Source organism: Fusobacterium mortiferum ATCC 9817, from assembly GCF_000158195.2.
GTDB classification, from domain to species: domain Bacteria; phylum Fusobacteriota; class Fusobacteriia; order Fusobacteriales; family Fusobacteriaceae; genus Fusobacterium_A; species Fusobacterium_A mortiferum.
Genome location: NZ_GL987987.1, coordinates 146,753 through 170,370, shown reverse-complemented (window position 1 = coordinate 170,370; position 23,618 = coordinate 146,753). Strand labels below are relative to the sequence as shown.

Annotated in this window: 22 protein-coding genes; 11 read left to right on the top strand and 11 right to left on the bottom strand. The window is 27.9% G+C overall.

From position 1 onward, the window contains the following. Window positions 1–2 precede the first annotated feature (2 nt). The 6 genes from FMAG_RS00890 to rpmE form a co-directional block, all read right to left on the bottom strand. On the bottom strand, window positions 3–1,445 hold the full coding sequence (locus tag FMAG_RS00890; protein ID WP_005883162.1) for an ABC transporter substrate-binding protein: 1,443 nt from the start codon (window positions 1,443–1,445) through the stop codon (window positions 3–5). Between the two features lie 12 nt (window positions 1,446–1,457). Further along, window positions 1,458–2,903 (bottom strand): type 2 periplasmic-binding domain-containing protein, encoded by a 1,446-nt coding sequence (locus FMAG_RS00885; protein WP_005883160.1) that lies wholly within the window; start codon window positions 2,901–2,903, stop codon window positions 1,458–1,460. 13 nt (window positions 2,904–2,916) lie between these two features. Beyond that, window positions 2,917–3,384 carry a hypothetical protein gene (locus tag FMAG_RS00880; protein ID WP_005883158.1) on the bottom strand — a complete coding sequence of 156 codons (468 nt, stop codon included), beginning with the start codon at window positions 3,382–3,384 and terminating at the stop codon, window positions 2,917–2,919. Window positions 3,385–3,395: 11 nt separating this feature from the next. Beyond that, the gene (locus tag FMAG_RS00875) at window positions 3,396–3,887 is read right to left on the bottom strand and encodes a hypothetical protein (RefSeq protein ID WP_005883156.1); all 492 of its coding nucleotides are present in this window, start codon (window positions 3,885–3,887) and stop codon (window positions 3,396–3,398) included. A 174-nt stretch (window positions 3,888–4,061) separates the two neighbouring features. Beyond that, window positions 4,062–4,814 carry a transporter substrate-binding domain-containing protein gene (locus FMAG_RS00870; RefSeq protein WP_005883154.1) on the bottom strand — a complete coding sequence of 251 codons (753 nt, stop codon included), beginning with the start codon at window positions 4,812–4,814 and terminating at the stop codon, window positions 4,062–4,064. A 78-nt stretch (window positions 4,815–4,892) separates the two neighbouring features. Then, window positions 4,893–5,105, bottom strand: a complete 213-nt coding sequence (gene rpmE, locus FMAG_RS00865; protein WP_005883152.1) for a 50S ribosomal protein L31 — start codon at window positions 5,103–5,105, stop codon at window positions 4,893–4,895. A gap of 155 nt (window positions 5,106–5,260) precedes the next feature. Here rpmE and FMAG_RS00860 point away from each other — a divergent pair, with 155 nt between their 5' ends. From FMAG_RS00860 to FMAG_RS00850, 3 genes are all read left to right on the top strand, one after another. Next, the gene (locus FMAG_RS00860) at window positions 5,261–5,884 is read left to right on the top strand and encodes a ribonuclease H family protein (protein ID WP_175613361.1); all 624 of its coding nucleotides are present in this window, start codon (window positions 5,261–5,263) and stop codon (window positions 5,882–5,884) included. Between the two features lie 11 nt (window positions 5,885–5,895). Continuing rightward, on the top strand, window positions 5,896–6,585 hold the full coding sequence (locus FMAG_RS00855) for a TMEM164-related integral membrane acyltransferase (protein ID WP_005883148.1): 690 nt from the start codon (window positions 5,896–5,898) through the stop codon (window positions 6,583–6,585). Window positions 6,586–6,850: 265 nt separating this feature from the next. Further along, entirely contained in the window at window positions 6,851–7,792 is a 942-nt protein-coding gene (locus FMAG_RS00850) for a TDT family transporter (RefSeq protein ID WP_005883145.1), read from the top strand. 331 nt (window positions 7,793–8,123) lie between these two features. Here the strand turns inward: FMAG_RS00850 and FMAG_RS00845 are convergent, their stop codons facing one another. From FMAG_RS00845 to FMAG_RS00835, 3 genes are read right to left on the bottom strand one after another with little or no spacing between them, the layout of a single operon-like run. Continuing rightward, window positions 8,124–8,594: a hypothetical protein gene (locus FMAG_RS00845; protein WP_005883143.1), complete on the bottom strand. Its 471-nt coding sequence runs from the start codon at window positions 8,592–8,594 to the stop codon at window positions 8,124–8,126. 11 nt (window positions 8,595–8,605) lie between these two features. Continuing rightward, the gene (locus tag FMAG_RS00840) at window positions 8,606–10,342 is read right to left on the bottom strand and encodes an ABC transporter ATP-binding protein (RefSeq protein WP_005883141.1); all 1,737 of its coding nucleotides are present in this window, start codon (window positions 10,340–10,342) and stop codon (window positions 8,606–8,608) included. After that, a complete protein-coding gene (locus FMAG_RS00835; protein ID WP_005883139.1) occupies window positions 10,335–12,062 on the bottom strand; it encodes an ABC transporter ATP-binding protein in 1,728 nt (575 codons plus the stop codon). Before FMAG_RS00835 ends, FMAG_RS00840 begins: the two co-directional genes overlap by 8 nt. 287 nt (window positions 12,063–12,349) lie before the next feature. Between FMAG_RS00835 and FMAG_RS00830 the strand changes: the two genes are divergently transcribed. The 8 genes from FMAG_RS00830 (at window position 12,350) to FMAG_RS00795 (ending at window position 21,346) form a co-directional block, all read left to right on the top strand. After that, window positions 12,350–12,913, top strand: coding sequence for a helix-turn-helix domain-containing protein (locus tag FMAG_RS00830; RefSeq protein WP_005883137.1), 564 nt, complete (start codon window positions 12,350–12,352; stop codon window positions 12,911–12,913). A gap of 89 nt (window positions 12,914–13,002) precedes the next feature. After that, window positions 13,003–14,328 carry a D-serine ammonia-lyase gene (locus tag FMAG_RS00825; RefSeq protein ID WP_005883135.1) on the top strand — a complete coding sequence of 442 codons (1,326 nt, stop codon included), beginning with the start codon at window positions 13,003–13,005 and terminating at the stop codon, window positions 14,326–14,328. 113 nt (window positions 14,329–14,441) lie between these two features. After that, window positions 14,442–15,800, top strand: a complete 1,359-nt coding sequence (locus tag FMAG_RS00820) for an MATE family efflux transporter (protein ID WP_005883133.1) — start codon at window positions 14,442–14,444, stop codon at window positions 15,798–15,800. Between the two features lie 93 nt (window positions 15,801–15,893). Next, window positions 15,894–17,069 carry a nucleotidyltransferase gene (locus FMAG_RS00815; protein ID WP_005883131.1) on the top strand — a complete coding sequence of 392 codons (1,176 nt, stop codon included), beginning with the start codon at window positions 15,894–15,896 and terminating at the stop codon, window positions 17,067–17,069. After that, window positions 17,062–18,384: an MFS transporter gene (locus FMAG_RS00810; RefSeq protein ID WP_005883129.1), complete on the top strand. Its 1,323-nt coding sequence runs from the start codon at window positions 17,062–17,064 to the stop codon at window positions 18,382–18,384. The genes FMAG_RS00815 and FMAG_RS00810 overlap by 8 nt, the downstream gene beginning before the upstream one ends. Before the next feature lie 325 nt (window positions 18,385–18,709). Then, window positions 18,710–20,059, top strand: coding sequence for a ComEC/Rec2 family competence protein (locus FMAG_RS00805; RefSeq protein ID WP_005883127.1), 1,350 nt, complete (start codon window positions 18,710–18,712; stop codon window positions 20,057–20,059). Next, window positions 20,022–20,756, top strand: coding sequence for a site-2 protease family protein (locus tag FMAG_RS00800; protein ID WP_005883125.1), 735 nt, complete (start codon window positions 20,022–20,024; stop codon window positions 20,754–20,756). Before FMAG_RS00805 ends, FMAG_RS00800 begins: the two co-directional genes overlap by 38 nt. Further along, window positions 20,756–21,346: an IMPACT family protein gene (locus tag FMAG_RS00795; RefSeq protein WP_187073655.1), complete on the top strand. Its 591-nt coding sequence runs from the start codon at window positions 20,756–20,758 to the stop codon at window positions 21,344–21,346. Before FMAG_RS00800 ends, FMAG_RS00795 begins: the two co-directional genes overlap by 1 nt. Before the next feature lie 94 nt (window positions 21,347–21,440). On the opposite strand, the gene FMAG_RS00790 is transcribed toward FMAG_RS00795, so the two are convergent. Both FMAG_RS00790 and FMAG_RS00785 read right to left on the bottom strand, forming a co-directional pair. After that, window positions 21,441–22,427, bottom strand: a complete 987-nt coding sequence (locus FMAG_RS00790; protein ID WP_005883121.1) for a 2-hydroxyacid dehydrogenase — start codon at window positions 22,425–22,427, stop codon at window positions 21,441–21,443. A gap of 16 nt (window positions 22,428–22,443) precedes the next feature. Next, window positions 22,444–23,487, bottom strand: coding sequence for an AEC family transporter (locus FMAG_RS00785; protein WP_005883119.1), 1,044 nt, complete (start codon window positions 23,485–23,487; stop codon window positions 22,444–22,446). Window positions 23,488–23,618 lie beyond the last annotated feature (131 nt).

The window sequence follows — 23,618 nt, the reverse complement described above, 5'->3', positions numbered from 1 at the left end:
TTTTATTTTTTTACTCTCTGTATTACTTCGCCTTCACCTAAAATGTATGTTTCCTTATGCTCTATTGGGATAAAATAACGTCCACTATAAATCAAAGATAATATTTTATCTAACGCTAAGAAAGCCTCATCTTGACTTTTAGATTGTTTCATCAATGATATAAATGGTCCTATAGAATCATGTAGCTCTTCACTTGCCAAATCTCCTATCAATATTTTTTCTAAGCTCGCTCCTAAATATTTAGAACTTATGGTTATATTATATACAGCAATATCATAGTCCTTACTTCTTAATTTATGCATAAATTTATTTAAATCATATATTTTTAACTCTACTTGTAATCCTTCTTTTTCTAGTTCTCTTATTACTTTATTAGCCATTTCTCTACTGTGAATCGTATTTAAACACATTATTTCTATTTTTCTTTTATCTAAATTATTCTTTTTAATTATTTCCCTAGATTTTTCTAAAGAATATTCTTTTTTTAATTTTGATAATTTAAACTTATTTTCATTTAACCCTTTTATCTTCAAAAACATTTTTTCTGGATAAACAGTTTCTATATCTCTATCTATTATTGATTCAATAGCTTTTTTTTCGTCTAAAGAGTATTCATAATTATTTCCAAATAACAGAGAATATATATCAAAAATATTACCTTGTTCTATTTTTATTCTATCGGTTATAGCTCCTATCTCTTTAGCTTTTTCTATATCTTCTTTATATAAATCATAGGTTATATACTTATGAGCTTTCATAGAGTTTAATATTCTTTGGTAACTATTTAATTCTCCCCTTACCTCTACACTTTCAAAATCATATTTTTCCTCTTTATAATATTTGTTCTTTTTCAAAAGAAATGCTTTATTTTTTTCTTCAGCTACATAATATATTCCACTTCCTAATATTTTCCCATCTACTCTTTTTATTATAGAAATAATAGGATTAGTCAAAGCTCTTTCTAAAGTTACATCTGGATATTTCAAAATAATATAAAACTCTCTATCATTTATTACTTTTACCTTTTTTATTGAATCATATGACATATTCATAAAACTTCTTTCTATGAAATCCTCTATTGAAGCTTTTACATCATAAGCTGTTATTTTATCCCCATTATAAAAATATATATCATCTTTTAATATACAATACAGTTTCGTTTTATCTTTCCATTCAGACTTTTCTAATAGGCAATTTTCCACATTTCCATTTTCATCTATTTTAAAAAGTTGTTGATATAAGTAATCAATCAATCTTTTAGAATATGTATCCCTAACTAAAACTGGGTCAAAAGTTTCTGCCCTTACCTCTTGTTCTAATATTAACTCTTTATTTTTACTACTCTCTATTTGAAATATTTCATTTATCTCATCATCAATTATCGAAAAACTTCTTACTGCAACTATAAGAAAAAAAAATATTACTTTTAACATATTTTTTTTCATTTTATATCCTTTCTATTTTTTCCCTCTTTTAATTAATAAAACTATATAAACTAATATAACTCCAGCTAAAATTCCTTCAACAACAAATCTTTTTAAATTTAATTTTGGAACAACCATAGTATTAGCAACATACTCTATCTCATCAGCCGAATAACTTAATAATACTTCATTTAGTATTTTCATTAATTCTCTATCTTTAAATGTCATCTCCGTTGAAATCTCAAATTTAGATTGACTAATTTTATATTTTTTATCTAAATTTTCACTTCTTAAATAATAGTTTAAATATAATTGTGTTCCTATAAATACACTATTTTTAGTACTTTTTAAATAATTCATTCCCTCATCAAATGAACTTACTTCTATTATTTTTTTATTATTTAACCTTGACAGTAAATTATTTAAATTTGTATCCTTTAATTTTATTATTGTCATTCCTTCTAAATCTTTATAAGTAAGTATAGTAGCATCTGTTAATTTATTAATTCCAACTATTTTATTTCTCAAATATCCTCTACTTAGAGTTGATTTATCTTTAGTAAAATCTACTCCATTTATATCCCAAGCTTCATCTTTTGAAAGAACATATCTTACTGGAACTCTTAAAATCTCTTCTATTTCTTCTCCTATATATGGAACTACTCCCTCTGACTTAGTTCCTCTACTCTTATAGTAAGGAAGAAACTCTTTATCTGGAATTAAAACTTTTAAGTCTTTATATCTAATTTTTATATCATTGTATGTTGGAGTATCTTTATATAAATATTTAAAATATTCTATTCTATTTTTTTTATTACTCTCTAATAATTTTTTATTATCGAATTTTTCAATATTTTTACTAAAAAGTTGATATAGGTCTTCTCTATCTTTTCTTATTCCAATGTACTCCTTTACATTCATTGTTGTAAGAATCTCTACATCAGGAAAATTACTACTTTTTTTTAGATTTGCTATCACTGCAATATCAATATTTCCAGTTATTAAAGCATAGTAAATATCCTCTTCATTCCTAAAGATTGTAACATCACTTTCTGGAGTATCATAATAATTTTTTAATCTCTCTATCTCTTCTATTCCTTTTCCAAAATATCCAACTCTTAAATTTTCTTTTTCATCTATATTTTTTAAGTCTACTCCTTTTTTAGCTATTACATATATCCTCTGTGTATATGCTGTTTCAATATAACTATAATTTGAATCAAAATTACCAAGTTTTCTGATTTGAATATCAGCTAAATTTTTTTCATCTTTTTTTTCAATTTGATATTTGAATTTATATTTTTTATCTTTATTTAAAAAATCAAATAAATCTACATATTTCCCCTTATATTTATCCTCTTCTAAATTTTGATAAAAACTAAAATCCACTCTGCCTTTAGGATAAGAAACTTTTATTTCTTCCATTCCTAATATATTTATAGTGATTAATAAATATAAAAACATAAATATTTTTTTCAAAATCTTCTGCCCCCTAATAATTAATATATTCTGCTCGAATAATTACTGCTCCTTTATAATCATCTTTTGCTAAATTTTTATTTAATTCAGCTATATAACCATCTATTCTTATTAATTTTTCCTCTTCATTAACAAACTCTAATTTTTTTAAACTACTCTTATCTTGAACAAATAATGTAGCATCAAATTTTTCTCCCAATCTATTTTTCATTTTCAATTTTAAATTTTTTGTCATTTCTTGGAATTGGTTGCTCTCACTATCTCTCCAAAACATTTTTACCTTTCCTATTCCACTTACGCTTACTTCACCTTTTGTTTTAGCCTCTATATTTTTTCCTCCAGCTATAATATTACCAAACTCCACATTTCTTTTAACCTCTAACTTTATAGGAGTTAATATTTTTGCAGATATATTTACTGTTGCTTCCCCAGCAAAAATATTTATTGAGAATAAAAATATCAAAATTATTAAACTTTTCATTAAAACTCCTTTTATCTTAAATATTTAACTCTTATTGAAATTACTCCCTCATAGTTGCCCAACTCTATATTTTTATCCGTCTGTATACTTCCTTTTAAATTTATCTCTTCACTTCCTTCATCAGATAAATTTAAAGTTAATTTACCATTAGAATTTAATAAAACCTCTTCTCCATTTTTTCTAAAAAACTTTGCTTTATAAGCAATTTTATTTTCTTCATTTTTTATTCCTTTATAATATAAGTTAAGTATATTTTTCATCTCTTCTCCATTTCCTTGCAATTCCAAAGAAACTATCGAATTTGATTCTCCATCTATATATATCATTCCAGGAACATCTGGTTCTCTTTTTTCTTTTCCTCTTACTATTTTTCCAAAATTGACATCATTAGTAGTTATCGTTAAATTCTCTACTATTCTAGCTGTTACATCCAAAGTTATTTCTTCTGCTATTGTTAAAGTATTGATTATAACCAATAATATTAATATATAAATTTTTTTCAACCCCTTTAAAATTAAAAATTAATAAAATTATATTATAACACTAATATAGTGTATCATTTTTTTTTTTGTCAATTATAAGAACACATATTTTAATCAAAGAAAAATTTAAGTCAAAAAAAAAAGAAACTGTAATTTTTAAAATTACAGCTCTTAAATAATAAAAATCAACTCTCTCTAAAGGCTCTCATTATATCCAACTAAATATTTATCCATTATTTTCCCATATGTTCCATTTTTTTCCAATTCTTTTAAACCTTTATTTATTTTTTCTAATAGCTCTTGATTTTTTCCTTTCAATACCATTACTCCACATTCTAAATGTGGCTTTTCTTCTATGACTAATTTTATTTTTTCTCCCTTTGATATATTATATCTTATATATATACTATCTTCAAAACAAGCATCTGACATATTATTAACTACATCTTCAACTAAATTTAAATCATCATCTAAATGTACTAAATAAAAATTATACTTATCTGATATTTTACTAACAAAATCATGCCCTACTGTCCCTGTTCTGATTGTTACTGTCTTCCCTTTTAAATCTTCATAAGAAGTTATATCTGAATCCTCTTTAACTGCTAAAGCAATTCCATTTTTTACATATGGATTTGAAAAATCATATTTCTCTTTACGTTTATCTGTTATTGTCATTACTGAAAAAATAACATCTACCTCTCCATTATTTAGTGCATTTATAGCTCCTTGAAATCCTAACTCTAAAATTTCATATTTAAAATTCTGATTTTTTGCTATTGCTTCTAATAACTCTATATCTATTCCTATAAGTTCATTCTTACTATTTCTATATTGAAATGGTGGAAAATTTATGTCTGTTGCTATCTTATATACTTTTTCTTGAGCTAACAAATTAAATGATAATATTAAAAATATTATACTCAATAATTTTTTGTATATTTTCATGAACTTCTCCCTATTTTTTATTTTTAAAAAAGCAGGAGGATTCTCTCCTCCTGCTTTTCTTTTTTTATAATATTTCTACTATTTGTTAATGCTATATTTTTTGTTGAATTTGTCAACTCTTCCAGCAGCATCGATGAATTTAGCCTTTCCAGTATAGAATGGGTGGCATTTTGAACATACAGCTACTTTAAGTTCGCTTCCTTTAGCATATGTTGATCTTGTTTCAAATTTTTCTCCACAAGTACACTCAACAGTTACAACATTATATTGTGGATGAATTCCGTTTTTCATATTTTCACCTTCCTACAAAAATTTTTCTTAATATCGGAATTATTTTACCATAATTCTTATAATTGTGCAACTATTTTTTGAATATATTTTAAAAACATTTGTAAATTTTTATTTTATGAGGTAATATATCTCTATAAAGGAATTTGTGGAGGAAAATTGTGGCAAAAAAATTTTATGCATACTTTTTAGAAAAAGAAAATATTTCTGGTATTGTAGAAACTTGGGACGAATGTAAAACTTTAGTCAACGGAAAAAAAGCTAGATATAAATCATTTCCCACAAGAAAAGAGTGTGAAACTTGGCTAGGTGCAGGGGCTAACTATGAAAAAAAAGCTGAGATAAAAAAGGAAATTCAAGAAAATCTTCCAATGGGAATATATTTTGATGCAGGAACTGGTAGAGGAATAGGAGTTGAAACCAGAATTACTGATGAGAAAGGAAACTCTCTTACTCACTTTAATTCCTATGGTTATATTCCAAATGAATTTGGAAATATTCACTTAGGAAAGGAAAAAACAAATAATTTTGGAGAGTTACTTGGACTTTTATTAGCTATTGATATTGCTACTAAAGGAAATTATAAACATATTTATGGGGATAGTAACTTAGTTCTATATTTTTGGTCTAAAGGGATTTTCAAAAAAGATAATCTCCCTTCTGAAACTATTGAATTAATTTTAAAAGTGGTGGAGGCTAGAAAAAAATTTGAACTTTCTGGCGGAAGTGTAGAATATGTATCTGGAGATTATAATCCAGCTGATTTAGGATTTCATAAATAAGGAGTGGGACTATGGAAACTTTTAAACTTTTTAGTAATGAACATTTTATTTTAATTATTTCTAATATTTTATTTTTTACTTTTTTACTATTCATAGCTAATTTCTTCAATAAAAGATATTTTGCAAAGATCTCAGCAATAACTATTTTTATTTTAAAATTAGCTGAATTAACATACAGACATCTCTACAATAATGAAGAGATTTTTCAGCTTTTACCACTTCATCTATGTAATATCACTTTAATATTTGTTATTATAATGATGTTAAGTGGTTCAAAGACACTATTTCAACTATGTTTTTATTGGAGCTTAGGAGCTATTTTTGCTATTGCTACTCCTGATGTAAAGTATTCTTTCCCTAATTTTATGACTTTGAGTTTTTTTACAACTCATTTCTATATATTATTTGCTGTAGTTTATGCTTATATCTTTTTTAAATTTCGTCCAACACTTTGGGGATATTTTATAGCATTTTTCGTAATCAACTTAATATGTTTAGGAGTATATTTTCTAAATGATTCTTTAGGTACTAATTATCTATATGTCAATAGAGTCCCTGATTTTTCATCTCCTATAAATTATTTCGGAGAATGGCCTTATTATATTGTTGTAGTAGAATTAATATATATTATCCTCACTTACCTTATCTATTTTCCTTTTAAAAGTAGAGCTGTAAAATTTGGAAAATCTAAGTTTTATTAAAGAGAAAAAAATTATTACAATTTAAATATTTATAATAAACTAAAATAAATCAAGAATGATTTTTATTCTTTAAAGTTAAAATTATTCTTGATTTTTATTATATTAAAATATTTCTCCTTTTATCTATAATAATTTTTTATTATTACAAAATAAAGAATTATAAATTTTACTAATATTTATCTGGACTTTTATATAAAAAAATATTATAATTATTTTGTAAACAAGAATAGTTATTTATATATTTATTATAAAGGAGAGGATAAATATGAAATCTTTTAAAGAGCTTTTCAAATCTTTACCAGTTGCATTTACAGGACTAGCTCTTGGAGTATCTGGAGTAAGTGGAGTATTAGCAGTTATTTTATCACCTATTTTTCTATATGTTGGTAATTTTATATCTCTTATGTTATTGTTACCTATTATTATAAAAAATATTTTACATTTTGAAGTTTTTAAAGAGGAATTAAAACACCCAACATTAGGAAGTTTTATTCCTACATTAGATATGGCACTTATGAATTTTTCTGTTATCCTATATGGATTCTCTGCTACTTTAGGTAAAGGATTATGGCTTTTATGTATAGTATTACATTTTATCTTCGCAGTATCTTTTATCTATCATAGATTTAATTCTTGGGATATACACCATATGGTACCTAGTTGGTTTGTTCCTCCTATTGGAATAGTTGTAGCTTGTGTTGATTCTACACTAATGGGAATGCCTCATCTATCACATGCACTTTTCTACATAGGATTTATCTTCTATATCATAATGCTACCAATGATGCTTTATAGAATAATCTTTGTTGAAAGAATAGATGATACTAGATTACCAACATTTGCTATTATGGCTGCTCCACCTAATCTTTGTTTAGCTGGATACTTAGTAGCTTTTAGTAACCCTAATCCAGTTATAATTAATTTTCTTTTCCCATTGGGATTATTTATGACAGCACTTATATATATAGCTATGTTTAGAATATTTAAAATCAGTTTTACTCCAGTATATGCTTCATTTACTTTCCCATTAGCTATTAGTTCAACAGCTATATTAAAATATTCTAACTACATTAAAGCTTTTGATTTAGGTAAGGGAGAATTTTGGTACACATTTGCTTGTGTAGCTGCTACTTTAGCAACTATACTAATAACTGGAATATTTATTAAAATGATGATTTTTGTAAAAAGAAATATTATTAAAGCTTAAAAATAAAAATTTCTTACAAATTTTTAAATTGAAATCAAAAATAAAATTTAAGAATGATGAAGATTGAAGAGAATAAATAGAGCAAGTCAGCGAAAGCAAACGCTAAAAAACACAACTGTTTGAGTGAAACGAGTTTTCCAATAGTAGAGGAGTTTTAACGACTACTACTATTGAGACACAGAAATTTATTTTCTGTGTTACATTAAGGAAACACTGAAAGCTTTGCTTTCTGTGTCTCAAAATTCTTAGAGAGCTAAAGCTCTTAGAATTTTGGAAGCCATACTTGCTCTTTATTCTTTGAACGAAAGTCATTCTTAAATTATTTTAATTTTTATTTATGGTCTGCTAAAACTCTCACAGCAGAAAAACCTAATAATCTACAAAAAGAAAATACTGTTTCTTGCATAATTCTATTAATTTTATAGAAATCTCTAGCAAAAATTATAGTAGATACAGGAGCTGCTGGTATATTACTATAAGCTTCTGCCAATTCAGGTGCTAAATCTTGAGAAAATTTCTTTACTTCCTCATCATTAGTAAATACTTCCCCTAATACTACCAAATCCTCTTCATGAAAAATTTTATAAAGAGCTGTTCCCTCATATCCTGTTATCTCCATGCTAAAATTTTTCATTCCCACAGGACTTAAAGATAATAGTTCCTTATGTTTGAACAGAGCTTCATGATTATTTTTTAATTCCAAATACATAGCTTCGATAGCTGGTTCCATTATCAATGAAACATCCTGTGTAAATCCTTTTCTAGTTAAAGGATTATAAATATTTATTTTTTTTAGTAACAAAAAAATCCCCCCTATAAAGCATATTGAGTATTGTACATAGTTTGATAGAATCCCCCTAGCTCCATCAACTCTTTATGAGTACCTTTCTCAATTATAGCTCCATCTTTCAATACTAATATTAAATCTGCGTTTTTTATGGTAGAAAGTCTATGAGCAATTACAAAACTTGTTCTATTTTTAGTTATATTGGAAATAGCTTTTTGCAATCTTAATTCTGTTCTAGTATCTACTCCACTTGTAGCCTCGTCTAAAATTAAAAATTTAGGATTCGATGCAATTATTCTAGCAATAGTAATAAGTTGTTTTTGCCCCTGAGATAATACCATGTTATCTTCACTTATTATTGTATCATATCCCATAGGTAATTTACTAATAAAATCATGAGCACAAGCAAGCTTTGCACTATTTATTATATCTTCATGGGTAATATTTTCATTTCCATATCTAATATTTTCCTCAATTGTCCCTGTAAATAGCCAACTATCTTGTAAAACCATTCCAAATAATTTTCTTATATCAGATTTTTTATATTCATCAATATTGATTCCATCAAGAAGTATCTCTCCTGAAGATATATCATAAAATTTCATAAGTAGATTTACTATTGTAGTTTTTCCTCCACCAGTTGGTCCAACTATTGCTACAACTTTTCCAGCTCCCGCTTTAAAAGAAAGATTTTTTAATACACTTACCTCATCATCATATGAGAAATTTACATCTCTAAATTCTATCTCTCCTCTTATTTTTTCTGGAATTAATTCCTTTTCTCCACCTATACTATCCTCTTCTAATTCCATAAAAGAAAAAAATCTCTCTGAACTAACTATAACAGCTTGGATAATATTATATGCTTCTGATATACTTGCAATAGGTCTATTAAAAAGTTTGGAATAAATAATAAAACTAGATAGTTCCCCTAAATTAATTTTTCCCTTTAACATAAATATAGCTCCTGTAAAAATTATCAAAGAGTACCCTATATTATTTATAAAGTTCAAAGTTGGAAAATTAAATCCTGAAAAAAATAGAGTTTTTATAGCAGTTTCACGATAATCATCATTGAGCTTTTTAAATTTTTCAATAGCTCTTTCTTCATAGGAAAATGATTTTACCTCTGCTTGTCCTGTGAGTATCTCATCTACATAACTATTTAATTTCCCTAAATATCTCTGTTGAACTCTTCTTTTCTCCTTGCTTTTCTTAGTTATCCCTTTTAAAAATAATCCAGTAACAGATACAAGAGCTAGTTGTATTATTGTAAGAGATGGACTTATGTATATCATAATTCCTAGAGCTGTAGATATAGTTAAGATATTTACTACTATTCTTGTTCCTATTTGAGATAAAGAACTACTGATATTATCTATATCATTTATAAGAATAGTTAAAATATTTCCCTGTGCCATACTATTAAATACTTTAAGTGGAAACTTATGTATCTTATTAAAGGCATTTTTTCTCATCACATTTACTATCTCTTGAGATATCTTATTCATTTTGATATTCTGTATTAAAGAGAGAAATGCTCCAGAGATATATGTAAAAAGTAAAGCCACTGATATCCCAGCTAAATATATAAAGTTTTCCTTGCTCATATCTATATGGATAACATTGACAGCTTTCCCCACTAGATATGGTCCTATCAAAGTCAAAATATTTCCTATTATGGCTAAGAATATTAAAAATAAAAATTTATATCTATACTGGTAAAGATATGGAGTCAATTTCTTTAATATACTCTTATTCATAGTTACACACCTCTGTTGTACATATCTCTTGTGATTCACAAATCTCTCTATATACACTACAATTTTTTATAAGATTTTCATGGGTATCGAATCCTGCTATCTTTCCATTATCCATCACTATTATTCTATCCATCTTAATAAGAGAGGATATTTTAGGAGATATAGTTATAGTTGTAACTGTTTTCATATAGGTTTTTAATTCCTCTTTTAGCTTATGCTCAGTAATAAAATCTAATGCACTAAAACTATCATCAAAAATGAGTATCTCTGGTTGTTTTAGTAGTGTTCTTGCAATGGAAACTCTCTGTTTTTGTCCTCCAGAAAGATTATTCCCACCCTTAATCAATTCCGTTTCATATTTTTCTGGAAATTTTTCTATAAACTCTTTTCCTTGTGAGATATGTGCTACTAACTCTATATCTTCTTGAGTAGCATATTGATTACCCCACATTATATTCTCTCTTATACTTTGAGAAAAAAGAAAAGCTTTTTGCAAAACTAGTCCAATCTTTCCTCTTAGTTCACTCTCTTGATATCTCTTAATATTTACTCCATCAATTTTTATCTCTCCCTTTACCACATCAAAAAATCTTGGGATAAGAGAAACCAGTGTAGATTTTCCAGAACCAATTCCACCTATTACTCCTATACTCTCACCTCTTTTAATTTTAAAATCTATATCCTCTAGTACATATCTATCACTTTTATCATAGGAAAAATACACATGATTAAATTCTAAAATATTATCTGAGAGATTTTTTTCAAATTCCTCCTGCTCTACTACCTCTATATTTTCTCCTACTATCTCCTTTATTCTTTTATATGAGATACTAGTTTTACTATAAAGAGTAAATAAAAATGAAAGAGCATTCATTGCAAATAGTATCATATTGAGATAATTGATAAAGGCAACTATCTCTCCTAAGTGCATATTTCCATAGTGTACATTTATTCCACCAAACCAAAGCACTGCTACTACACCTAAATTCATAATCAATGTTATAAAAGGAAGCTTACTTATCATAAGACTCTCAGCTTTTATACTTTGTTCTTTCAATTCATCATTTTTTTTGTCAAATCTACTCTCTTCTATCTTTTCTTTAGAAAGAGCTCTCACTACTCTAATTCCTGATAAATTTTCTCTAAGTATCAATGTCAAATTATCTAATTTTTTTTGTACCAAATCAAAAAGCCCAAAAGATTTTTTCATATAGTAAAGAGTTGAATAGATTATAAGCGGTGTTATTATTATAAAAATAATAGAAAGTGTTGGATTGATAATTATAGCCATAATTACTGCTCCTATTCCCGTAGTAAGCCCTCTCAACACCATTCTTATACACATCAAAAACATATTAGTAACTTGGTCTACATCTTTGGTTATTCTCGTTATCAAAGAGGCTTGTGAAAATTTATTCAGTTGGTTAAATGTAAAGTGCTGAATCTTTGTAAATATACTTTCTCTTAAATTTGCTCCAAACTCTTGAGAGGTTCTAGATGAAAAATAATTAGACAAAATAGCTGAAAGATATCCAGCTCCAGCTACTAAAATCATCTTTCCTCCCATAGAAAGAATATATTCAAAATCTTTATTAGAAACCCCAATATCTATTACCTTAGCCATTATAAGTGGAAGTGTCAAATCTGCAAAGGACTCTCCCATCTTAAAGAGGGCTGCTATTATTCCTCTTGGGATATAAGGTTTAAAATATTTAAACATCTCTCCTCCTAAAATAATTGGATTTACAAAGCATTTTTTTATTTAATTTTATCATAAAAAAAGAACAAATAATAGATTAAATCAATTAATTTTTATTAGTCAATAATTTTTTATCTTTGTAATATTTTTGTCATAATCATATGGTATCATTAATACATAATAAATCTTTCCCCAAAATATTTTATATAGAGTAAAAATAGCAGATGAAAATTCTGCTATTTTTATTTTTTGTATTTTTTTTCAAAGATGATATAATAAAATTAAAATATTTATTGAAAGGAAATTTTATGAAGAACGATATCTTAGATTTAGGTTTAGGAAAAAAAATTCAAAACTATAGATTAAATAAAAAACTTACAATAAAAGAGTTATCTGAAAAAATTGGAATGACATCTTCTATGTTAAGTCAGATAGAAAGAGATTTAGTTAATCCATCTATTGCTACTCTTAGAGCTATATCAAAAGCTTTAGATGTCCCTCTATTTATGTTTTTCAAAGAGGAAAATAATGAAGAGTTAGTAGTCAGAGCTAATAGTAGAAAATCTATTGGACTTCCAGAAAATAATGAAGTGAGATATGAGCTCTTAACTCCTGATACTAAAGGAAGTATTGAATTTTGTATGATGAATATCCCTAGTTACTCTTTCACTGAAGAGATAGGACAGAGTCATTCGGGAGAAGAGGTAGCTTTTATCTTAAAAGGGAAAGTTAAAATAGCAATTGGAAGTAGAGAGTATATTTTAAATGAGGGAGATAGTATTAGAATTCCTGCTCTTACTGAACATAGATGGATAAATGAAGAGAAAGATGAAGTAAAAGTTATCTTTGCTATCAATCCACCTAGTTTTTAATTCTTAAATTATTTTCAGTATTGACATTTTAGTAATTTTAAATTAATATATAATTAATAAAATTAATTTATAATTAAGTAGGTGTGATGATGGTATTAGGTAAAGAGATAAAAGAGTGGAAAGAAGAGTTTCCAATAATTGAAAAAATGTGTAACTTAGAAGATGTATTTTGGTTAAACGAAAATCTTCTATCAACAGAAGAGGTATTAAAAAAATCTGTAATCTCTTTTGATGAGATAGTTGATGCTAGTGAAAGACTTGAGAGATTTTCCTCATATATAGAAAAAGTTTTTCCAGAAACAAAAATAAGTAAGGGAATAATTGAATCTCCTTTAGTAAAAATTGATAAGATGAAAAATCTTTTAGATGTAGAGGGAGAAGTATATTTAAAATGTGATAGTCATCTTCCTATCTCTGGTTCAATAAAAGCTAGAGGGGGAATCTATGAAGTACTAAAATTTGCTGAAGATGTAGCTATCAAAAGTGGAAAATTAAAGATTACAGATAATTATGAGATTTTAGATAGTGAAGATTTTAGAAAGATTTTTTCTCAATACTCAATAGCAGTTGGTTCTACTGGAAATCTTGGATTATCTATTGGAATAATGGGAGCTAAGCTAGGATTTAAAGTAACAGTTCATATGTCAGCAGATGCTAGACAATGGAAAAAAGATATGCTTAGAAGTAAAGGTGTCAATGTTATTGAATATAAAGAGGATTATAGCAAGGCTGTTGAAGAGGGACGTAAACAAGCTAGTCTTGATAAAAATTGTCATTTTATAGATGATGAAAATTCTAAAACTCTTTTCTTAGGTTATACAGTAGCTGCTCTTCGTCTAAAAAAACAGCTAGAGGAAAAAAATATAGTAATCACTAAGGAAAATCCTCTATTTGTTTATCTTCCTTGTGGAGTAGGAGGAGGTCCTGGTGGAGTTATGTTTGGTCTAAAATCTATTTTTGGAGATAGTGTCCACTGCTTTTTTGCTGAGCCAACTCACTCTCCTTGTATGACTCTTGGACTTGCTACTAAGCTACACGATAAAGTTTGTGTACAAGATTTTGGAATAGATAATAAAACTGCTGCTGATGGACTTGCCGTAGGTAGAGCATCTAGTTTTGTAGGTAGATGTGTAGAAAATATTGTATCTGGTTCTTATACTTTAAGCGATGAGCAAATGTATATATATCTAGCTCAAATGGCAGATTTAGAAAATATTTACCTTGAGCCTAGTGCTTTAGCTGGGGTAAAGGGAATAGAACTCATTGAAAAAGATAAGGTTGGAGAGAGTTATTTGAAAGCCCACAATATCAAAAAAGAAAATATCACTCATATAGCTTGGGCAACTGGTGGAAATATGGTTCCTAGAGATATTATGAATGAATATGTAAATAAAGGAAAAGAATTATTAAAATAATCAAAATTGACAGAAAAAGAATAAAATAGTATAATAACAAAGGAATAAAATATATAAAAAAGCAGATGGGCGGCTGATAACCCACCTGCTTTTATTTTTTTGTAGGAGGATTTATGTTAATTAATTTTAAGAAAGACAGAGAATTTTTTAAAAATCTTTTAATCTTAGCTATTCCAATTATTTTACAAAACCTTATTGGAGCATCATTAAACTTACTTGATAACTTGATGATAGGTAGTCTTGGAGAAAACGCTATCGCTTCAACAGGGATAGCCAACCAATATTATATGCTTTACTACAATGCTACTAATGGTATAGTTATGGGAGCTGGAATATTTATGGCTCAATATTGGGGTAAAAAAGATATAAAAAGTATCTATAAATTTATGGGAATATCTCTTCTTTTCTCCCTTATTACAGCTATCTTATTTGTTATAGGTGGAGTCTTCTTTGCTGAAAATATTATGGGAATATTTACTCAAGAAAAAATTGTTTCTGATTTAGGAAAAGATTATCTAGCTGCTGTGGCACCTAGTTATATTTTTACAAGTATATCTCTCTCTTTTGCTATGGCTCTAAGAAGTGCTGGTTATACAAAAATACCTATGTACGCTAGTTTGATTGGACTAATTTTCAATGGAATTTTAAACTACATACTTATCTTTGGAAAATTCGGTGCCCCAGCTCTTGGAGTAACTGGTGCTGCCCTTGGAACTACTGTAGCTAGACTTATGGAGATGAGCTTTATACTACACACTATATATATCAGAGATAAAAATATTATAGCTGGTAAAGTTAGTGAGATGTTTACTTTTACAAGAGATTTAATCAATAAATTTATCAAAACTGCTACTCCTGTTGTATTTAATGATGTAATGTGGATAGGAGGAATTACTGTATATTTTATAGCTTACTCTAAACTTGGAACTAATGCCACTGCTACTATGCAGATAGCCAATACTATTAACAATACCTTTAATATCTTTGCTATTGGTATTGCTATTGCCACTAGTATAGTCATAGGGAATAAAATTGGAGCTGGAAAAGAGAGTGAAGCTAAGGAAGCTGCTATTAAGATAAATATCTTTGGAGTTTTCCTTGGAATTATTGTTGGAATATTTTTCTATCTTCTATCTCCATTTATTGTTCTTTTATTTAAGATTACTCCAGAAACAAAAGCTAATGTTATAACTGTTCTTAAAATAATGTCAGTATTTGTACCAGTAAGATTTTTTGGAGCTGTACAAATACTTGGAGTATTACGTGGTGGTGGAGATGTATTGTATGCTATTATTGTTGAGCTAATAGCTGTATGGGGAATAGGAGTACCTCTATCTTTTTTGGGAGCTACATATTTTAAATATCCTATCACAACTGTTTATTTCTTTGTTTGTATGGAAGAACCTTTTAAAATGATAGCTACTCTACCTAGATTAATCTCTGGTAAATGGATTAGAAACTTAGTAAAATAATCTAAGGAGAGGTTTGCCCTCTCCTTATTTTTATATAAATTTCTAAATAAAATATGATATAATATGAAAATAAAATCAAAGAAAGGAGAGAAGATGAAAGCCACAGGAATAGTAGTGGAATACAATCCTTTTCACAATGGACACAGATACCATCTACAAAAAGCTAAAGAACTGAATCCTGACTCTATCATCATAGCTGTTATGAGTGGAGATTTTGTTCAAAGAGGAGAGCCTTCAATAGTTGATAGGTGGACAAAGGCTAAGATGGCTTTAGCTAATGGAATAGATATAGTAGTAGAGTTACCTGTTTTTTATTCTTCACAAAGTGCAGAGATTTTTGCTAAAGGAGCTGTTGGAATTTTAGAAGAATTAAGATGTAACTCTATGATATTTGGTTCAGAGAGAGGAGAGATTGAAGAGTTAAAAAGAATATCTACACTTCAAGAAAGTGATGAGTTTAAAATAAAATTAAAAGAGAGATTAAAAGAGGGACATTCATATCCCACTGCACATAGTCTAACTATGAAAGAGATTTTAGGAGAGAGTGAACTTAACTCCAACGATATCTTAGGACTTGAATACATAAAAGCCATCAAATATTGGAAAAGTTCCATAACACCTATGACTCTAAAAAGAGAAAAGGTAGGGTATCACGATACAAATATTGTAGGAGATTTTGCAAGTGCTACAAAGATTAGAGAGCATCTTAAAAAAAATGAAGAGATTAAAAATATTGTTACAAAGGAAAGTTATAATATTTTAAAAGATTATGATAACTTTACATATATGGAAGATTTTTACTCTCTTATTAGATATGAGTTAATTAAAAACTCTAAAAAACTATCTGATATACAGGATATGGAGATTGGTTTTGAAAATAGGCTCTATGAAGGAGCTGTAAAATTTTCTGACTATAAAGATTTTTTTCAAGCTATTAGCAATAGAAGATACACTATGGGAAGAGTACAAAGGGTACTAACTCATACACTTTTAGGACTTACTAACTCTATCACTGAAGAGGTAAAAAAATCTATCCCCTATGTGAGAGTACTAGGATTTAATTCTAAGGGAAGAGAGTATCTAAGTTATCTAAAGAAATTTGAAAACAGTAAGATTATCACCTCTTACAAAAAAATGAATGAGATTTTTTCTCCAGAGGTTTGCTCTCTAATAGAGTTCAACGAAGAAAGCTCAAAAATATATAGACTTATAAATAATTACAAGGACTATAAGTCCCCAATAATTTTAAAGGAGGAAACTAATGAGTAAAAGATTACCTACAAGTATACAGATTTTTTATGGATTAGGGGTAAGCTATGCCATTGTTGACCAGATATTTGCTCAATGGATACTATATTTTTATCTACCACCAGAGAGTTCAGGACTAAAGCCTGTAATGGCTCCACTTCTTATCTCACTAGCTCTAGTTATTTCAAGATTTGTAGATATGGTAACTGACCCAGTAGTAGGATTTTTATCTGATAAAGTAAATACGAGATGGGGTAGGCGTATTCCTTTTATAGCTGTGGGAATTATTCCATTAGCACTATTTACTATTGCTTTTTTCTATCCACCTATGAATAATGAAAAATTAGCTTTTATCTATCTAGCTATAGTTGGTTCTATGTTCTTTACTTTTTATACAATAGTAGGAGCCCCTTACAACTCTCTTATCCCAGAGATAGGGCAGACAACTGAAGAGAGATTAAATCTTTCTACTTGGCAATCAGTTTTTAGATTAGTTTATACAGCTATCGCTATGATTATTCCTGGAGCATTAATAGGAATGATAGGTAAGGGGGATACTCTTGTAGGTGTAAGAGGTATGGTTATCTCTCTATGTGTGTTAGTTATTATTGGTGGACTTATCACTGTATTTTTAGTTCCTGAGAAAAAATACTCTCTTGGTAAAACTTCTCAAGCTAATTTTAGAGATACTATGAGGATAGTTTTTAAAAATAAAGCTTTTATCAACTATCTTTTTGGACTTCTATTTTTCTTTATAGGTTTTAATAATCTAAGAGCTATAATGAACTACTTTATAGAGGATATTATGGGAATGGGAAAAGGAGCTATCACTATTGCATCAGCTCTTCTCTTTGGAATGTCAGCTCTATTTTTCTATCCAACAAATAAGCTTTCTAAAAAATATGGCTATAGAAAAATTATGTTAGCTTGTCTAGCTATGCTTACATTTTTCACTCTCTGCCTATTCCAATTAGGAAAAATCATTCCAGTTTCTATGGGATATCCACTTTTTGCTTTAATTGGTATACCTGTTGCTGGTTCAGCTTTTATCTTCCCACCAGCTATGCTCAGTGAAATAGGTAGCAAGATAAGTGAAGAGAATGGAAATAGAATAGAGGGAGTTTGTTTTGGTATACAGGGATTTTTCTTAAAGATGGCTTTTATGATATCTATACTTATACTTCCAATTATATTAGTAGCTGGAAATGGAGATATCCTTTCTGCTATTACCACAGCACCTAAGGGAGTAGAAAAATCTGGTATATACCTCACTTCTTTAGTTTCAGCTATATCTTTTATAATATCTTTCTTCTTTTATTATAGATATGAAGAGTAATTTTTTTCACTATACTGATATTTATTATATAATTATACAAAATAGTGAAAAATATCTGTTTTTTGCTACTCTAGAACCAGCATAAATTCTATATTAGAAACCATACCCTCTATGAGCTTTTTACAAGCTTATAGAGGGTATTTTTTAGCCATATGTTTACTCTCAATAATAAAATTACAGGTGTACAAATCGATTTTAAAAAATGAAACTAGATATTATTAGTTTACTTTCATATAATATTTACGTTGTACTTATAAAATATCTAGTAGATTAAAAGTATATTATATAGTAAAATATAGTATATTGAGGACAAAGGGAGAGATCTGTGGAAGTAATCTATCTTATAGCTTTAGAGATTAGTATCATCTTAGGGGCACTAAAATTATTCTCTTTAGAGCTTGGAATATTTTTCAGTTTAATTTTAGTTTTAGGTATTTTTATCTTTAACAGAGAAAAAAATATTTTTCTTTTATTACTTCCCATTCTATTTTTAATTAGGGCTTTCTTTTTATTCAACTCCTCAAATAATATAGGAGATATAAAAATTTTTCAAATTTCACTCTATGAAGGGCGTGGGAAGATTGAAAAGATAGATAATAGATATCCATTAAACAATTCATATCTATATCTTTCCAATAAATCCAATGGCAAATATGAAGTGATTGGAGAGATAAAGGAGATTAATAAAAAGTATGGAAATGAATACTTAGATATCCAAGTGGAAAAGATTACCTCTCTGCCTCAAAATAATATCCACAGATATTTTCAAAAGAAAAGTGAAACTCTTTTAAGAAATTCTGATTATGATATGAAAAGAATCTATGAAGCAGTTACTTTAGGAAAGGGATATAGGCTTACACAGGAGATGAGAGAAAAATTTAACTATATAGGAATTTCACATCTTATGGCTCTTTCTGGTTTTCATATAGGGCTGGTTATCTCAATTATCTCTTTTCTCCTTCCTACAAAGTTACCTTTGAAAAAAAGAGGGAGGAATATATTTTTATTAATTACCTTGACCCTATACTATCTTGGGATAGAACACTCTCCTTCATTAGATAGAGCATATATTATGGGAGCTATCTATCTTCTTGGAAAAATTTTAGATGAGAATACAGAGTTATTAAAAACTCTCACTGTAAGCTATGTTCTCTCACTTATTATAAATCCTGCCTCTATTAACAGCATTTCATTTCAACTATCCTATGGAGCTGTATTTGTTATAGCAGGAATTTTTCCATATATTAAAACTAAAATATATAAAGGAAAGTCTAAGATAATAGATGGAGTTTTACTTACATTAAGTATTCAATTTTTTCTTACACCTCTACTTATTCAGGAGTTTGGTGTTATACAACTTCTATCTTTTGTTACCAATATGATAGTAGTTCCAATAGGAAGTCTATTTATATCTCTTGGATTTATTGGACTTCTTTTAGAAAATTTTTCATTAGGATTTTTAATTACCCCAATATTAAATATAGTTTTTAAACTATTTTTTATATTGGTAGATTTTTTTAATACTATTCCTTTTATGAGTATAAAATATAAAAATGAGAGTAAGCTTATAACTATTTTCTATATTTTTCTTATAGCAGGAGTATTTATCTTAAAATTTAGAAAGGATTACAAAAAAGATGAAAAGATTTATAAACGAACTAAAATATCTCAATAGAGGTATGCCTACATCTACAAAAATTATACTTGGAGTGATTATTGCATATATTTTATTAAGCTTTGGTAAAAATATACTTTTTAATCCCTCTATCTTTATCAATATAGCTATACTTCTATTTTCTCTACTTGTTCACGAGATTTCTCACGGAGTTATGGCTTATATCTGTGGAGATAATACTGCTAAAAATTATGGAAGATTAAGTTTAAATCCTCTACATCATCTAGACCCATTGGGAACTATTTTCCCTATACTTCTAATTTTATCTGGCTCTTCCTTTGTCTTTGGTTGGGCAAAACCTGTACCTATTAATTATTACAGACTAAAATATGGAAGATTGGGAGAATTTTTAGTAGCAATAGCTGGAGTGCTATCAAATATTCTATTGGCTATCATTGGTATGTTTTTATTTAAACATTTCTATGAGGTACTAGCTCCTCTACATCTACTTGAGCCTGTACTCTATATGATTAGCTTGAATATTTTACTTGCTGTATTTAATATTATGCCAATACCACCACTAGATGGTTCAAGAGTACTAGCTTCAATAGGTAGTTATGATTTAAGAGATAGTATCTTCCATATGGATAGATATGGTATTTTTATAATTATGATTTTAAGTTGGACTGGATTTTTATATAAATTTATAGCTCCAGTTTATATGGCTATTCTTAGTTTTTTAGATAAATTAATTTAATGGAGAGATTTATGAAAAGTGTTGCTAGAGAGTATGTTATTGAATTTGAAGAGAGAAAATCAAAATTTATAGGCTATGTAAAGCCTGTTGGAAGTAAGGTAGAAGCTGAGGAGTTTATACAATCTATAAAAAATAAGCACCCAGATGCTACACATAACTGTTCTGCTTATAAGGTAGTAGATAATGGACAGGAGTACTTTAAAACTGATGATGATGGAGAACCTAGTGGTACTGCTGGTAAACCAATGGGAGATATCATTACCTATATGGAAGTTACAAATCTTGCTGTTGTAGCTACTAGATATTTTGGTGGAATAAAGCTAGGAGCTGGTGGTCTTGTTAGAAACTATGCTAAAACAGCTAAACTTGCTATACAGGAAGCTGGGATAGAGGAGTATGTAGAGAGAAAAATCTATCTTATTGATTTTTCCTATGAAAGAATTGGAGAGGTAGAATCTATTTTAAACAGTGGTGGGGCTGAATATTTAGATAAGGGATATAATGATAGAGTAACTTATAAGGTTAGAATTGATACCCCTACTCTTGAAAATCTTCAAGCTCTGAGAGATATTATGATAATAGATTTATAAGAAACAAAAGTCAAGGATAACAAAGTGAGTTATTCTTGACTTTTTATTTTTATATTTTATAAATCATCACTATAATAATCTTATTCTAAATTTATTATAATTTATTTTGACAATCTCCTGTTCTTAAAAATTCATCTAAGTTTTCATAAGAGATTTCTATCATATTTGTTAAGGCTTCATCTGTATAAGAACCAATGTGTGGAGTTATTAAAACTCTTGGATATAAAGAGATTAACTTCTCAACATTTTTATCAATCTCTTTTCCAGCCATATCCTTAAAGAAGAATTCTTTTTCATTAGAGAATACATCAGTTGCAAATCCTCCAATTTTTCCACTCTCTAATCCTTTTATTATAGCTTCTACATCTTGAAGCTCTCCTCTTGCTGTATTGATAAGTATAGCTCCATCTTTTAAATTAGAGATAAATTCTTCTCCTAATAGATTATCGTTTTCTCCTTTGATATATGGGCAGTGTAATGTAATTATATCAGCAGTTTTATTTAATTCTTCCATAGTTACATACTCTACTACTTCTTTAGCAGCCTCACTTGGATATAAGTCATAAGCTATAACTCTAGCTCCTAATCCTTTGAAAAGTTTTGCTGCTGTAAATCCTATCTTTCCTGTTCCTATTACTCCTACAGTAAGATTTCTAATCTCAGGACTGAACATATACTCATCTACGATAAAGTTTTTATTTCTACTTCTATCTACCATATATGCCCCTTTTCTAACTAGGTTCATAGCAAAAGTGATAGCTAATTCTGCTATAGCATTAGGTGAATATCTTGGAACTCTAGCCATCTTAAATCCCATCTCATATGCAGCTTCTAAGTCTATATGATTATATCCTACTGTTCTAGTAAGTAAATACTCTACTCCAAAATTTTTCATTTTCTCTAAGTTTTTTCTATTAGCTGGACAGTTAGCTCTAAGCATAACAGCTTGATGTCCCTCTATTAAATTTACATTTTCATCATTCATTAACTCTTCTACTAAAGTTAAATCATAACCAAATTTATTTAATTTTTCAAAGAAAGGTTTTTCTACTTTTCTAACTCCATAACATATTAATTTCATATTCTCCTCCTAAAACTTACATATATATATTTAAAGATTTTATTATCTCTAATACTACTATCCAAAGAGGCATACATATTACACTAAATATTGTTGAAAGTAGTGAACAGTTTGATGTAAGTACAGATTCTTTATCAAATTTAATAGCATACGCTGCTGCTACTGTAGCTGTTGGAGTAGCCATCATTATAATTACAGAAGCTAATCCTACAAATGATATTGGCAAAATATTTGTTACAGTTAAAATATATAAAGCTATCAAATTAATAAAAGGAACTACTAATACTTTTATAAAACTATATATCCAAGAATCCCTTGATGATATAGCTTCTACTAATGAGATATCAGCTAGTTTTGCTCCTATTGCTAACCAAGCTAGTGGAGAAGAAAGAGCAGCTAAATATGTCATTGGTTTAAATAACCAGAAAGCTGTTTTGTCTATTCTTAAAAATGCATAACTCTTTTCTCCTATTGTTATTTGTGGAAGAGAATCTTGAAATACCCATATAAACATTCCTAAAAAAGTTGCAAGTACAATAGAGTTTAAAAACATTTGCTTAATATTATTTTTATCAGCTTTTATTCCAGACATTTTAATATAAGCATAAGAATATAAGAATACTCTGTAAGCTATATTAAATATAGAAGCATACATCACTCCTGTAGCCCCATAAACTGCTGATATGATTGGAATACCAAAGAACGTTGTAGAACCAAAAGTTGTTAAAATTTCTAAAACTACTTTTTTATCTCCGTTGTATTTTATATAAATAAGTTTTGTAATAAATATAAGGATAATATAAATAGCAAATCCCCATATTAATAAGTTGATTCCTTGCATTAGACTAGTTTTGTTAATATCTTGCATAAAGGCATTAAAAGCTAATGCTGGTAATGAAGCTGAAAGAATTACATCTGTTAAAATCTTTGCTGTTCCATCTTTAAATACTCCTTTTCTTCTTAAATAGAAACCAAATAAGATAATTAAAACTGATGATGATATAGCTCCAACTATACTATTGTTTTTTAAAATTCCTGTTAAAATCTCACTGAAATTCATAAATCCCTCCAAGTTAATTATTTTTTATATATTATTAGAATACCCTTTTTAATTAATAACTTCAATTTTTTAAATTTATAAATATTTTTTAAATTTTTTAAGTAATTTTTATTTTTTCTTATTTTATATAG